General features: G+C 70.7%; 14 protein-coding genes and 1 pseudogene. 6 read left to right on the top strand and 9 right to left on the bottom strand.

Translation table 11 applies throughout. From position 1 onward, the window contains the following. Positions 1 to 3: 3 nt before the first annotated feature. The 3 genes from L0P92_RS34155 to L0P92_RS34145 form a co-directional block, all read right to left on the bottom strand. The gene (locus L0P92_RS34155) at positions 4 to 828 is read right to left on the bottom strand and encodes a purine-nucleoside phosphorylase (protein ID WP_217209247.1); all 825 of its coding nucleotides are present in this window, start codon (positions 826 to 828) and stop codon (positions 4 to 6) included. A 107-nt stretch (positions 829 to 935) separates the two neighbouring features. Beyond that, entirely contained in the window at positions 936 to 1,217 is a 282-nt protein-coding gene (locus L0P92_RS34150) for a hypothetical protein (RefSeq protein WP_234766930.1), read from the bottom strand. A 25-nt stretch (positions 1,218 to 1,242) separates the two neighbouring features. After that, the gene (locus tag L0P92_RS34145; RefSeq protein WP_234766929.1) at positions 1,243 to 1,680 is read right to left on the bottom strand and encodes a gamma-glutamylcyclotransferase family protein; all 438 of its coding nucleotides are present in this window, start codon (positions 1,678 to 1,680) and stop codon (positions 1,243 to 1,245) included. An 81-nt stretch (positions 1,681 to 1,761) separates the two neighbouring features. On the opposite strand from L0P92_RS34145, the gene L0P92_RS34140 reads away from it, so the two are divergent. Next, positions 1,762 to 3,225, top strand: coding sequence for an NAD(P)H-quinone dehydrogenase (locus L0P92_RS34140; protein ID WP_308289785.1), 1,464 nt, complete (start codon positions 1,762 to 1,764; stop codon positions 3,223 to 3,225). Positions 3,226 to 3,391: 166 nt separating this feature from the next. After that, entirely contained in the window at positions 3,392 to 4,327 is a 936-nt protein-coding gene (locus tag L0P92_RS34135) for a DeoR/GlpR family DNA-binding transcription regulator (RefSeq protein WP_308289784.1), read from the top strand. Between the two features lie 122 nt (positions 4,328 to 4,449). On the opposite strand, the gene L0P92_RS34130 is transcribed toward L0P92_RS34135, so the two are convergent. Both L0P92_RS34130 and L0P92_RS34125 read right to left on the bottom strand, forming a co-directional pair. After that, positions 4,450 to 5,019: a TetR/AcrR family transcriptional regulator gene (locus L0P92_RS34130; RefSeq protein WP_234766931.1), complete on the bottom strand. Its 570-nt coding sequence runs from the start codon at positions 5,017 to 5,019 to the stop codon at positions 4,450 to 4,452. A gap of 83 nt (positions 5,020 to 5,102) precedes the next feature. Further along, a complete protein-coding gene (locus L0P92_RS34125) occupies positions 5,103 to 6,875 on the bottom strand; it encodes an acetyl/propionyl/methylcrotonyl-CoA carboxylase subunit alpha (protein ID WP_234766927.1) in 1,773 nt (590 codons plus the stop codon). Between the two features lie 360 nt (positions 6,876 to 7,235). On the opposite strand from L0P92_RS34125, the gene L0P92_RS34120 reads away from it, so the two are divergent. Further along, positions 7,236 to 7,754, top strand: coding sequence for a hypothetical protein (locus L0P92_RS34120; RefSeq protein ID WP_234766926.1), 519 nt, complete (start codon positions 7,236 to 7,238; stop codon positions 7,752 to 7,754). Here L0P92_RS34120 and L0P92_RS34115 read toward each other — a convergent pair. Beyond that, positions 7,723 to 8,343: a Maf family protein gene (locus L0P92_RS34115; protein WP_234766925.1), complete on the bottom strand. Its 621-nt coding sequence runs from the start codon at positions 8,341 to 8,343 to the stop codon at positions 7,723 to 7,725. The genes L0P92_RS34120 and L0P92_RS34115 overlap by 32 nt on opposite strands. Positions 8,344 to 8,374: 31 nt before the next feature. After that, positions 8,375 to 8,503: a morphogenic membrane protein MmpB gene (gene mmpB, locus L0P92_RS45315; protein WP_273634134.1), complete on the bottom strand. Its 129-nt coding sequence runs from the start codon at positions 8,501 to 8,503 to the stop codon at positions 8,375 to 8,377. A gap of 160 nt (positions 8,504 to 8,663) precedes the next feature. Between mmpB and L0P92_RS45890 the strand changes: the two are divergent. Beyond that, positions 8,664 to 9,342 (top strand): annotated as a pseudogene (locus L0P92_RS45890) (GDSL-type esterase/lipase family protein); the annotation flags it as partial. Position 9,343: 1 nt separating this feature from the next. Here L0P92_RS45890 and L0P92_RS34105 read toward each other — a convergent pair. After that, complete coding sequence (locus tag L0P92_RS34105; protein WP_234766924.1) at positions 9,344 to 9,553, bottom strand: acyl-CoA carboxylase epsilon subunit; 210 nt, start codon at positions 9,551 to 9,553, stop codon at positions 9,344 to 9,346. A 17-nt stretch (positions 9,554 to 9,570) separates the two neighbouring features. Beyond that, complete coding sequence (locus tag L0P92_RS34100) at positions 9,571 to 11,193, bottom strand: acyl-CoA carboxylase subunit beta (protein ID WP_234766923.1); 1,623 nt, start codon at positions 11,191 to 11,193, stop codon at positions 9,571 to 9,573. A 110-nt stretch (positions 11,194 to 11,303) separates the two neighbouring features. On the opposite strand from L0P92_RS34100, the gene L0P92_RS34095 reads away from it, so the two are divergent. Both L0P92_RS34095 and L0P92_RS34090 read left to right on the top strand, forming a co-directional pair. Next, on the top strand, positions 11,304 to 12,164 hold the full coding sequence (locus L0P92_RS34095) for a biotin--[acetyl-CoA-carboxylase] ligase (protein ID WP_234766922.1): 861 nt from the start codon (positions 11,304 to 11,306) through the stop codon (positions 12,162 to 12,164). A gap of 128 nt (positions 12,165 to 12,292) precedes the next feature. Then, entirely contained in the window at positions 12,293 to 13,423 is a 1,131-nt protein-coding gene (locus tag L0P92_RS34090) for an adenylate/guanylate cyclase domain-containing protein (protein WP_234766921.1), read from the top strand. The last annotated feature ends 226 nt before the right edge of the window (positions 13,424 to 13,649 follow it).

The raw sequence follows: 13,649 nt of genomic DNA, 5'->3' as shown, positions 1-13,649 counted from the left end.
GTCCTACAGGCGGCCGAGGACCTGTGCCAGCAGGGAGCCCATCCGGGTGGCGGAGTCACGACCGGCCTGGAGGACCTCCTCATGGTTGAGGGGCTCACCCGTCATACCGGCCGCGAGGTTCGTCACCAGGGAGATGCCCAGCACCTCCGCACCCGCCTCACGCGCGGCGATGGCCTCGAGCACCGTCGACATCCCCACCAGATCCGCCCCGATGACCCGAGCCATCCGGATCTCCGCCGGCGTCTCGTAGTGCGGGCCGGGGAACTGGGCGTAGACACCCTCCTCCAGCGTGGGGTCGATCTCCTTGCACAGCGCCCGCAGCCGCGGCGAGTACAGATCGGTGAGGTCGACGAAGTTCGCGCCGATGATCGGAGACGTCGCCGTGAGGTTGATGTGGTCGCTGATCAGGACCGGCTGCCCGGGCCGCATGCCCTCACGCAGGCCACCACAGCCGTTGGTGAGGACGATCGTCTTGCAGCCGGCCGCCACCGCGGTGCGGACACCGTGGGCCACCGCCGCCACGCCACGGCCCTCGTAGTAGTGGGTGCGGCCCAGGAAGACGAGGGCGCGCTTGTTTCCGATCCGGTACGAGCGGATCTTGCCGCCGTGCCCTTCCACCGCCGGCGGCGGGAAACCGGGCAGCTCGGTGACCTGGAACTCGGCCTCGGGTGCGCCCAGGGCGTCCACGGCCGGCGCCCAGCCGGAGCCCATCACGAGGGCGACGTCGTGGGTCTCGGCGCCGGTGAGTTCGCGCAGGCGCGCGGCGGCGGCGTCGGCGGCGGCGTGGGGGTCGCCCTGGATGTCGTCCGGAAGAAGAGATGCGTTCACGCGACTGAGGGTAGCCGGTTTGGGCCTACGCGCGTAGATGACAGAGCTCACGGGATGGCGATCGTTGTCTTGTTGTTTCCGACGAAGGCGGGGGCCCCTCAGGGCCGTCAGGCGTCCGGGACGAGGACATCGGCGTCGTCGAAGACCGTCACGTCGATGATGACCAGGCGCCCCAGGCTGACCGCGTATTCGACCAGGGCGTCCTTGGTGAGCCGGACCCTTCGAGTGGTCCCCGCAGGGTCGCTCGCCCGGGACACGGCAGGAAACGGGTCCTGGGCCAGGGCGGCGAGTCCTCTGTCGAACGCGGCGCGTCGCAGGTCGTCGAGTCGGTCACGAGCCGAAGCGGCCTGCTCGGTGTACCGGGGTTCGTAGGTGAGGGGAGCGATCATGTACGGGATTCTCCGCGTACCGCCCTCAACAGGGGCGCTTCCGCAGCTCCATCACGTAATCGTGTGGCGCCCCCGCCGACTCCGCCGCGTCCGCGATCTCCCCCAGGTACCGCGCCGCAGGCAACCCGCCCTCGTAGGCGTTCAGCACGTACACCCACGCCGGCTCCTCGCCCTCCAGCGTGTGCACCCGTACCCGCAGCCGCCGGTAGATGCCGAGGCCGACGCCCTCCCAGCGGTCGAGGGACTCCTCGTCCATCGGGGCGAGGTCGTACAGCGCGACGAAGACCTGCTCCTTCGGCTCCTCGACGAGCGTCGCCAGCGCGCCGTCCCAGCCGAGCTGCTCGCCCCCGAACGTCAGCCGCCACCCGTTCAGCCAGCCGGTGGCGCGCAGCGGCGAGTGGGGGGCGCGGCGGGTCATCAGCCGCGCGTCGAGATTGCCGGCGTACGCGGCGTAGAGCGACATGGGGAGAGGGTACGGCAGGCGAATCGTCCGCCCCTGTCGTAACAGTGGTGTCTCGGGCGGGCCCCCAGGCAGTGGCACGGTGTGGCGTGCGGGACAATGGAGTACGTGACTCGGATCGTGATCATCGGTGGCGGACCCGGCGGATACGAGGCGGCCCTGGTGGCCGCCCAGCTCGGCGCGGAGGTGACCGTCGTCGACTGCGACGGTCTGGGCGGGGCGTCGGTGCTCACCGACTGCGTGCCGTCGAAGACCCTTATCGCTACGGCCGAGGTGATGACCACCTTCGATTCGTCGTACGAGGAACTCGGCATCATCGTCGCCGACGACACCCCGCACATCGACACGCCCGCGCGTGTCGTGGGCGTCGACCTGGGCAAGGTCAACCGGCGTGTGAAGCGGCTCGCGCTCGCCCAGTCCCACGACATCACCGCCTCCGTCACCCGCGCCGGCGCCCGGGTCCTGCGCGGCCGCGGCCGGCTGGAGGGCATGCAGGGCCTCGACGGGTCGCGCAAGGTCGTCGTCCGCGCCGCGGACGGCACCGAGGAGACCCTCACCGCCGACGCCGTCCTCATCGCCACCGGCGGTCACCCGCGCGAGCTGCCCGACGCCCAGCCCGACGGCGAGCGCATCCTCAACTGGACCCAGGTCTACGACCTCACCGAGCTGCCCGAGGAGCTCATCGTGGTCGGGTCGGGTGTGACGGGCGCCGAGTTCGCCGGTGCCTACCAGGCGCTCGGCTCGCGCGTCACCCTCGTGTCGTCGCGGGACCGCGTGCTGCCGGGCGAGGACCCCGACGCCGCGGCCGTCCTCGAAGACGTCTTCCGGCGTCGCGGCATGAACGTCATGGCCCGCTCGCGCGCCGCCGCCGCCAAGCGCGTCGGCGACCGGGTCGAGGTCACCCTCGCCGACGGGCGTGTCATCAGCGGCAGTCACTGCCTGATGGCCGTCGGCGCCATCCCGAACTCCGCGGGCATGGGCCTTGAGGAGGCCGGCGTCAAGCTGCGCGAGTCCGGGCACATCTGGACCGACAAGGTCTCCAGGACCACCGCTCCCGGTGTGTACGCCGCCGGTGACGTGACCGGAGTCTTCGCCCTGGCGTCGGTGGCCGCCATGCAGGGACGTATCGCCATGTACCACTTCCTCGGCGACGCGGTGGCCCCGCTGAACCTGAAGACCGTGTCGTCGAACGTCTTCACCGACCCCGAGATCGCCACCGTCGGCTACTCCCAGGCCGACGTGGACGCGGGCAAGATCGACGCCCGGGTCGTCAAACTGCCGCTGCTGCGCAACCCGCGCGCGAAGATGCAGGGGATCCGGGACGGCTTCGTCAAGATCTTCTGCCGTCCGGGCACGGGCATCGTGGTCGGCGGTGTGGTCGTCGCCCCACGTGCCTCGGAACTGATCCATCCGATCTCGATCGCGGTCGACAACAATCTGACGGTCGAACAGATCGCGAACGCCTTCACCGTGTACCCCTCCCTTTCGGGCTCGATCGCCGAGGTGGCACGGCAGTTGCACACCCGGAAGTCCGGCGGCGAACTCTGATGACCGGAAGCAACTCCCCGCTGGTCACGGGGAGTTGTCGAGCATGCGTGCGGCATAGGCGGCGGGACTAGGCCCTATACCACTTCTCGTCCCTGCGTGCGAACAACTTCTGTTATTCAGCGCAAACTGCTGAAAGCAGACGGTCGTTGGGGTTACTGTCAGTTTCGTGTTCGCTGCAGAACGTCGCCAATTGATCCTCGAAATGGTGCGAGCGAACGGAGCCGTGTCGCTCCGTGAGCTCGCCCGCGTCGTCCAGACCTCTGAAGTGACCGTACGGCGGGACGTGCGCGCACTGGAGGCAGAAGGACTCCTCGACCGCCGGCATGGCGGTGCGGTATTGCCGGGCGGGTTCACGCGGGAGTCCGGCTTTCCGCAGAAATCACATCTCGCGACCGCCGAGAAGACGGCCATCGCCGACCTCGCCGCGAACTTCGTGGAAGAGGGCGAGGCGATCGTCGTCGGGGCGGGGACCACCACGCAGGAGCTGGCCCGCCGGCTCGCACGCGTCCCCGGACTGACCGTCGTCACCAACTCCCTCCTGGTGGCACAGGCGTTGGCCCATGCCAACCGGGTCGAGGTCGTGATGACTGGCGGGACGCTGCGCGGGTCGAACTACGCGCTGGTCGGCAGTGGCGCCGAACAGTCCCTCCAGGGGCTGCGGGTGTCGCGCGCCTTCATCTCCGGGAGCGGCCTCACCGCCGAGCGCGGGCTGTCCACGTCCAACATGCTCTCCGCGTCCGTCGACCGGGCGTTGGTGCAGGCGGCCGCGGAGGTCGTCGTCCTCGCCGACCACACGAAGCTCGGTACGGACACGATGTTCCAGACGGTGCCCACGGATGTGATCACGCGGTTGGTGACCGACGAGCCGCCGGTCCATGACGACCGCGCCCACACCGAGCTCCAGGCCCTTGCCGATCAGGGGGTGCAGATCGCCGTGGCCGGGGCGAGTGGGAGCCCGGGGGGTGACGAGGTCCCGGCGCGGCGTCGTTCCCTGCCGGGGCCTAGGCGGGGGCAGGGGTTGCGGTCCGCTGCGGCGGTGCTGGGGGAGCAGGGGGCGGCGGAGCGGGAGCGGGCGCGTGTTGCTGATCTGCGGCGGCGTTAGGGTCGCCTAGTCGCCGTGGGGCGTCGTGGTGGTGCGCGAGTGCCGCTTGAGTGTGGCTGGTCGCGCCCACGCGGCGGAGCCGCATATCGATACAGCCCCGCGCCCCTTGGGTGGGCTGCCGCTCAGGTTGCTTTCAAGCCTCGCAACGTCAGCATCAGCAATCGGTCGGCCAACTCCGAGTCTCCCGGTGTTTCCTCCGCCGCCAGTGCGATGGCGTGGGTGAGTTGGAGTAGATCGCTGATCGCCACGTCCGGGCGGACCTTCCCCGCCTCCTGTGCCCGCGCCAGCAGTGCGCCGCCTGCCTCCCTGATCGGGCCGCTGCAGCTGGACAGGGCCGAGGTGGGGTCGGTGGTGACGGACATCAGGGAGCGGGCCAGGCCGCGGTACTCGCCGGCGTGGGTGACCATCTCGCGGAGCCAGGTCACCAGGGCCGCGCAGGGCTCGGGGGCGTTCAGGAGTTCGCGGGAGCGGGTCAGGAGGTCGCCGACGGCGTCCTCGAAGACCGCGCTCAGCAAGGCGTCGCGGTTGGGGAAGTGGCGGTAGAGCGTGCCGATGCCGACGCCGGCGCGGCGGGCCACGTCCTCCAGGGACGCGGCCGTGCCGTGCTCGGCGAAGGCGGAGCGGGCCTCGGTGACCAGGCGCTCGTGATTGCGGCGGGCGTCGGCGCGCATCCCTGCCGGCGGCCGGACCATCGGGTTCACCTGCCTTCCCTCAATGAGAAGCGCCCGATGGGCTGATCGCTCAGTCCGCCGGGCGCCCCAGGATGTCGTACGGCTCAGTCCTTGATCTCGCAGATGGGGGCGCCGGAGGTGAGGGAGGCGCCGACCTCGGCGGACAGGCCCTTGACGGTGCCGGACTTGTGCGCGTTCAGCGGCTGCTCCATCTTCATCGCCTCAAGGACGACGATGAGGTCGCCTTCGTTGACTTCCTGGCCTTCCTCGACGGCGACCTTGACGATGGTGCCCTGCATCGGGGAGGCGAGGGTGTCGCCGGAGGCGGCGGGGCCGGACTTCTTGGCGGCGCGGCGCTTGGGCTTGGCGCCGGCGGCGAGGCCGGTGCGGGCCAGTGACATGCCGAGCGAGGACGGGAGGGAGACCTCCAGGCGCTTGCCGCCGACCTCGACGACGATCGTCTCGCGGTCCGGGTCCTCGTCCGTCTCGGTGTCGGCGGGGGCCGCGAAGGGCTTGATCTCGTTGACGAACTCGGTCTCGATCCAGCGGGTGTGGACCGTGAACGGGTCCGCGGAGCCGGTCAGTTCGGGGGCGAAGGCCGGGTCCTTGACGACCGCGCGGTGGAAGGGGATGGCGGTGGCCATGCCCTCGACCTGGAACTCGGCCAGGGCGCGGGCGGCGCGCTGCAGGGCCTGCTGCCGGGTGGCACCGGTGACGATCAGCTTGGCGAGGAGAGAGTCCCAGGCCGGGCCGATCACGCTGCCGGACTCGACGCCCGCGTCCAGGCGGACGCCGGGGCCGGTCGGCGGGGTGAAGGTGGTCACCGTGCCGGGGGCGGGCAGGAAGTTGCGGCCCGGGTCCTCGCCGTTGATGCGGAACTCGAAGGAGTGGCCGCGCAGGACCGGGTCGTCGTAGCCGAGTTCCTCGCCGTCGGCGATGCGGAACATCTCGCGCACGAGGTCGATGCCGGTGACTTCCTCGGTGACCGGGTGCTCGACCTGGAGGCGGGTGTTGACCTCCAGGAAGGAGATGGTGCCGTCGAGGCCGACGAGGAACTCGACGGTGCCGGCGCCGACGTAGCCGGCCTCTTTCAGGATCGCCTTGGAGGCGGAGTACAGCTCGTCGACCTGGGCCTCGGTGAGGAAGGGCGCGGGGGCCTCCTCTACCAGCTTCTGGTGGCGGCGCTGCAGGGAGCAGTCGCGGGTGGAGACGACGACCACGTTGCCGTGGGTGTCGGCCAGGCACTGGGTCTCCACGTGGCGGGGCTTGTCGAGGTAGCGCTCGACGAAGCACTCCCCGCGGCCGAAGGCGGCGACCGCCTCGCGGACGGCCGAGTCGTACAGCTCGGGGACCTCTTGCAGCGTCCGCGCCACCTTCAGTCCGCGGCCGCCGCCGCCGAAGGCGGCCTTGATGGCGATCGGCAGGCCGTGCTGCTCGGCGAACGCCACGACCTCGTCCGCGCCCGAGACGGGGTCGGGGGTGCCGGCGACGAGCGGGGCGCCGGCGCGCTGGGCGATGTGCCGGGCGGCGACCTTGTCGCCGAGGTCGCGGATGGCCTGCGGGGGCGGGCCGATCCAGATGAGGCCGGCGTCGAGGACGGCCTGGGCGAAGTCGGCGTTCTCCGACAGGAAGCCGTAGCCGGGGTGGATGGCGTCCGCGCCCGACTCGCGCGCGGCGTTCAGCACCTTGTCCATGTCCAGGTAGCTGGTCGCCGGAGTGTCACCACCCAGGGCGAACGCCTCATCCGCGGCGCGGACATGCAGAGCGTCCCGGTCCGGGTCGGCGTATACGGCCACGCTCGCGATGCCGGCATCCCGGCAGGCCCGGGCCACGCGGACAGCGATTTCGCCACGGTTGGCGATGAGCACCTTGCGCACGATTGAGGCTCCCTCCTTGAAACAAGCCGAGTTTAGGGACTGCCGACACGCCACATCGACCCGTCCCCAGTGGTGAGCTTGCCCACACGGAGCGTGATTCCAGGCTCGCTCGACCTGCGAAATCCCATGTCGCGCCCGGGCGCGCAGGTCTCTCCCGGAAAACCCTAGCCCTCCGCTGTGGTCAAGGTCTCTGTCATCACGTGCTGCGGGCCACTCGGTTTCTTTGTGGAATCCCTACGAATGGCCCAATGATTCTTTGCCGGCGCCCGAACCCTTGTCCCGGGGTTTACCCGTTAGTAGCGTTCGCGATGTCTCGTCCGTACTTGGAGTAACAGAGCGCTCGGAAGTAGGTGGGGACCGGTGGTGCGCAGGCCGGTGGCGTGGGTGGTGGCGGTCGTGCTCTTCGTCGAAGGGCTCGGTGTCGCGGCGCTTCAGTGGTTCCTCGGTGTCGTCGTCGACCGGCAGGACATGTCCCTCGCGGGCCTCGACCCGGACGTGATGTCGCTGTCCTCGAAGATCGGCGGAGTCGTCTTCGGCGCCTACTTCGCGCTGTGCGGCCTGGTCGCCCTGCTCGTGGCCCTGCGCGACCGCGCCCCGGCCGGCTTCGGCCGGATCCTGCTGATCAGCGCGGCCGTGGTGCACGCGCTGCTGGGCGCGTTCGCCTGGGGGCTGGTGGGCTGGACGGCGTTCCTCTTCATGGTCGTCGTGCTCGGCCTGATAGTGCTGCTGCTCATGACGTACGACGCCCAGGCCACGCCCGGCTCCGAGGAGCCGGCCGACTCCGCCCCCGACGGGGGCACGGGCGGCGGCTCCCCGGCGACCGATTCCCCGGCGGGCGGTTCCCCGGTCAGCCCTCCGCCGGCGCCCACAACTCCGTGATGCCGATGCCCAGTTGCCCCAGCAGTCGGCGCACCAGCGGCAGGCTGATGCCGATCACGTTGCCGTGGTCGCCGTCGATGCCGTCGATGAAGGGGGCCGAACGGCCGTCTAGGGTGAACGCCCCGGCGACGTAGAGGGGTTCGCCGGAGGCGACGTACGCGGCGATCTCCTCGTCGGTGGGCTCGCCGAAGCGGACGACGGTGGAGGCGGTGGCGGAGGCGTACCGGCCGGTCACGGTGTCGTAGACGCAGTGGCCGGTCTGCAGTGTGCCCGCCCGGCCGCGCATCGACTTCCAGCGCGCCGTGGCCTCCTCGGCGTCGGCCGGCTTGCCCAGGGCCTCGCCGTCCAGGTCGAGGACCGAGTCGCAGCCGATCACGATGGCGCCCTTGACCTCGGGCTTCGCCGCCACGACGGAGGCCTTCGCCTCGGCGAGCGCGAGTGCCAGGTCGGCGGGGGTGGGTGCGGTGACGGCTTCCTCGTCGACGCCGCTCACGATGACCTCGGGATCCAGGCCGGCCTGGCGCAGCAGATTGAGCCGGGCGGGGGACTTGGAGGCCAGGACGAGTCGGCGGCGGGGCTGATCAGTCATGCGGCCAGCGTATCGGCGCGCCGGGCCGGGCTCACCTCAGCCCGAGCACGATCAGCGTGAGCACCATGGCCATCGCCAGGAGAACGCCCAGCCGCCGCAACATCTCCTGCATGTCGCGCAGTTCCTTGGGCGGCTCGTTCTCGGGGTCGGACCACAGCATGCCACCAGCGTGGGGCTTGGCCGAGGTGGGGCGCCTGAGTACGAGTACTCAAAACACGACCCGAGTTGTCCTGAGGTGCGCGGTTCCCCGCGCCCCTGAGGGGTTGGCGGTCAGGTTGGCCAGTAGGTGCGCGCCCATGTAGTCGGCCAGGCTGAGGCACCCTCTGCGCGGCGAGCTGGTCAGCGATGACGTCCCGTTCGCCGTGGCCGCCGGGGAGTCGGTGACCGTGACCCTGTACTTCGACGCCGCTACCGGGCCCGCGACCTTCCACGCGCAGGCGTTCACGGCCGGCTACCGGGGTGAGGGCGACCTGTCGGCGGACGGGGGCGGCGAGGGCTTCGACGCGGCCACCGAGTCCTGGTACTTCCTGTCGGCCGTGGAGGTCGACGCCGGCCGCACGGACGCAGTCGCGCTCTTCGGCGACTCGATCACGGACGGGTTCGGCTCGACGGTGGGAGCGCTGCATCCATGGCGCGCCTCCGGCACGACGGCGCTGGTCCGACGCGCTCGCCGCGCGCACGGGGCGGCCGGTCCTGAACGCGGGGATCGGCGGGAACCTGCTGCTCAACGACTCGGCCTGGTACGGCGAGAAGGGCGTCCACCGGCTGCGCCGGGACGTTCTCGACCGGCCCGGCGTGGACACGCTCGTCGTGCTCCTCGGGCTGAACGAGTGGATTCGGAGCTCGGGGGAGTACGACGCGGTGGTGGATCTCGGGCGGGCGCCGGCCGATCCGGGGGATCCGGATCGGCTGCGCCCGGCGTACGACTTCGGCGATCACCTGCACCCGGATGACGCGAGCTACGAGGCGATGGCCGAAGTCCTGACGGCGAACCTCTGACCTAACCCGGCCAGTAGGTGCGCGCCCACGTCGCCGGGCCCGGCTGGGGCAGGCGGTGGGCCGCGATGCGGGACGGGTCCGACCACCCGTCCCGCGGCTCGGGTGCGCCGGGCGGCGTGGCTGCTGCCGCCGCGGCGCGGGCGCGGACCACCGCCAGGGCGGCGGCCAGCTCCTCCGGTGTCGGGTTGCCCCGTAGGACCTTGATGTTCATGACGGCTCCCAGCAGGCCTAGAGGGGGATGTTGCCGTGCTTCTTCGGAGGCAGGGATTCCCGCTTCGTACGCAGCTGACGCAGGCCGCGTACGACGTGCAGGCGGGTGTCGGACGGCATGATCACCGCGTCGATGTAGCCGCGCTCGGCCGCCACATAGGGGTTGAGGAGGGTGTCCTCGTACTCCTGGATCAGCCGGGCGCGCACCGCCTCCAGGTCCTCCCCGTTCGCCTCCGCCTCGGCGAGGGTGCGGCGGTGCAGGATGTTGACCGCGCCCTGGGCGCCCATGACGGCGATCTGGGCGGTGGGCCAGGCGAGGTTGAGGTCGGCGCCGAGGTGCTTGGAGCCCATGACGTCGTAGGCGCCGCCGAAGGCCTTGCGGGTGATGACGGTGATCAGCGGGACCGTGGCCTCGGCGTAGGCGTAGATCAGCTTGGCGCCGCGGCGGATGATGCCGTCGTGCTCCTGGTCGACGCCCGGGAGGAAGCCGGGGACGTCGACGAAGGTGATGACCGGGACGTTGAAGGCGTCGCAGGTCCGCACGAAGCGGGCGGCCTTCTCGCTGGCCTGGATGTCGAGACAGCCGGCGAACTGCATCGGCTGGTTGGCGACGATGCCGACCGGACGGCCCTCGACCCGGCCGAACCCGGTGAGGATGTTCGGCGCGAACAGCGGCTGCGTCTCGAAGAACTCGGCGTCGTCCAGGACGTGTTCGATCACCGTGTGCATGTCGTACGGCTGGTTCGCGCTGTCCGGCACGATCGTGTCCAGCTCGCGGTCCTCGTCCGTGACGGAGAGGTCCGCCTCCTCCGGGAACGCCGGGGCCTCGGAGAGGTTGTTGGACGGCAGGTACGACAGCAACTGCTTGACGTACTCGATGGCGTCCTTCTCGTCGCCGGCCATGTGGTGCGCCACGCCGGAGGCGGAGTTGTGGGTGCGGGCGCCGCCCAGCTCCTCGAAGCCGACGTCCTCACCGGTGACGGTCTTGATGACGTCCGGTCCCGTGATGAACATGTGCGAGGTCTGGTCGACCATGATCGTGAAGTCGGTGATGGCGGGGGAGTAGACCGCGCCGCCCGCGCACGGCCCGACGACCAGCGAGATCTGCGGGATCACCCCGCTCGCGTGGGTGTTGCGGCGGAAGATCTCGCCGTACGCGCCCAGCGAGGCCACACCCTCCTGGATACGGGCGCCGCCGGAGTCGTTGATGCCGATGACCGGGCAGCCGGTCTTCAGCGCGAAGTCCATGACCTTGACGATCTTCTGGCCGTAGACCTCGCCGAGGGCACCGCCGAACACGGTGAAGTCCTGCGAGAAGACGGCGACCGGACGGCCGTCCACCGTGCCGTACCCGGTGACGACACCGTCGCCGTACGGCCGGTTCTTCTCCAGGCCGAAGTTGGTGGAGCGGTGCCGGGCGAACTCGTCGAGCTCGACGAAGGAGTCCTCGTCGAGCAGGAGCTCGATGCGCTCACGGGCCGTCAACTTGCCCTTGGCGTGCTGCTTTTCGACGGCGCGAGCGGAGCCGGCGTGCGTCGCTTCCTCGATACGGCGCTGGAGATCCGCGAGCTTGCCCGCGGTGGTGTGGATGTCGATCCCTTGGGGCTCTTGGATCTCGTGACGCTCTTCCGGCTCGGACATCGGGATGGCGCTCCCTGCCTGCTCAAAAGGGGGGACGGTTACTCATCCGTAGAGTAGTGGTGGCCCTACGAAACAGCAGTGCGGCGTTTCACACACCTAGGGTGGCTTGCATGACGCCGCGAGATGCATCAGACGACAGCCGTTGGTCCGACCTGGACCGCCCCCCGCTGAACGCCGCCGCGCTGCGGCGCGGGCTAGTGCGGGAGGGCGGGCTGTGGCGCGAGGTGGAGGTCGTGCAGCGCACCGGATCCACCAACACCGACCTGGTGGCCCTGGCGACCGCGGGCAAGGCGGCCGAGGGCGCCGTACTCGTAGCCGAGGAGCAGACGGCCGGCAAGGGGCGCCTGGACCGGCAGTGGACCGCACCGGCCCGCTCCGGACTGTTCTTCTCCGTGCTCCTGAACCCGGCCGAGGTCCCGGCGGCCCGCTGGGGCTGGCTCCCGCTGCTCACCGGCGTCGCCGTGGCGACCGGGCTGTCCCGGGCCGCGGGCGTCGACACGGCACTCAAGTGGCCCAACGACCTGCTGGTGACCGTCGGCGGCCAGGAACGCAAGGCCGGGGGCATCCTGGCGGAGCGCGCCGGGAACGAGGGCGTGGTCGTCGGCGTCGGCATCAACGTCACCCTGCGCGAGGACGAGCTGCCGGTGCCCCAGGCGGGCTCACTGGCCCTCGCCGGCGCCGTCAGCACGGACCGCGATCCCCTGCTGCGAGGCATCCTGCGCTCGCTGGAGGAGTGGTACGGACGCTGGCGGGCCGCGGCCGGCGACCCCGTGGTGAGCGAACTCCAGGAGACGTACGCGGCGGGCTGCGCGACGCTGGGGAGGCAGGTGCGGGCCGAGCTGCCGGGGGAGAGGTCGATCACCGGCGAGGCCGTCGCGATCGACGGCGACGGACGGCTGGTGCTGGCCACCGGGGAAGGCGTGCAGGAGCCCGTGGGTGCCGGGGACATCGTGCACCTGCGGTTGGCGTGAGCTCGGTTGGCGTTGGTGCGGTTGGCGTGAGTTCGGCTCCCCGGGCTTCCGGAGTGAGGTGGCCCACACCTGCCGTAAAGTGAAGGCCGGTCGATTACTGACCGCGGCAGATCGGAAGGGCAGCAGGCGTGACCGTCGACGATTCGGGCTCCGGCACGGGCGCGGACGGCCGGGTGGACCCCCACGCCGCCGACCCCGGCGAGGATCCGCTCGCCCTGCGCCTCGAAGGCCTCATCCTCGGCGCAGAGCGGCGCTACACCCCGTTTCAGGCCGCCCGTAGCGCCGGTGTCTCCATGGAGCTGGCGTCCCGCTTCTGGCGGGCCATGGGCTTCGCCGACATCGGGCAGGCCAAGGCGCTGACCGAGGCCGACGTCCTGGCGCTCAGGCGCCTGGCCGGTCTCGTCGAGGCGGGCCTGCTCAGCGAGGCCATGGCCGTGCAGGTGGCCCGATCCACCGGGCAGACCACCGCCCGGCTGGCCGAGTGGCAGATCGACTCCTTCCTCGAGGGCCTGACCGAGCCCCCGGAGCCGGGAATGACCCGGACCGAGGTGACGTACCCGATCATCGAACTGCTCCTGCCCGAGCTGGAGGAGTTCCTCGTCTACGTCTGGCGCCGCCAGCTCGCCGCCTCGGCCGGCCGGGTCATCCAGGCCGCCGACGACGAGGAGATGGTCGACCGGCGCCTCGCCGTCGGCTTCGCCGACCTCGTCGGCTTCACCCGGCTGACCCGCCGCATGGAGGAGGAGGAACTCGGCGAACTCGTCGAGGCCTTCGAGACCACGGCGGCGGACCTGGTGGCGGCGCGTGGTGGTCGGCTGATCAAGACGCTGGGTGACGAGGTGCTGTACGCGGCCGACGACGCCGGGGTCGCCGCCGAGATCGCGCTTCGGCTCATCGAGACCATGGCGGGCGACGAGACGATGCCCGAGCTGCGGGTCGGTATCGCCTTCGGCACGGTGACCACCCGTATGGGCGATGTGTTCGGTACGACCGTGAACCTCGCCTCCCGGCTGACGTCGATAGCTCCGCGGGACGCCGTGCTCGTCGACAGCGCGTTCGCCGAGGAGCTCATTCGAACGGGTGAGGCGCCGGCCTCCGAGGCGGAGGCGGCGGAGGCCGCTGCCGCTGCGGAGAAGGAGGGGGAGGAGGCGCCGGTGTATCGGTTTGGGTTGCAGCCGATGTGGCAGCGGCCGGTGCGGGGGCTTGGGGTGGTGGAGCCTTGGCTCCTTACGCGGAGGGCGTCCGGCGGGGGCGAGTGAGCGCCGTGAGGGTGGCCGGTTGTGTGTCGGCTGCCGGTTCGTTGTGGCTTGTCGCGCCCACGCGGCGGAGCCGCACATCGATACAGCCCCGCGCCCCTTGAGGGCGTTGTTGTGCTCTGGGTTTTTAGTTGCCGTTCGTCACGCGGTCTACGCAGAGGCCGATGATCGGTACGCAGACTGAGTCCTCGGTGGGGTGAGCTGGCTGGGGGGTCGGGGGGTTTGTCGT

Origin of the sequence: Streptomyces muensis, from assembly GCF_021474425.1 — a bacterium.
Lineage (GTDB): Bacteria > Actinomycetota > Actinomycetes > Streptomycetales > Streptomycetaceae > Streptomyces > Streptomyces muensis.
This window is presented reverse-complemented; position numbering and strand designations above follow the sequence as displayed.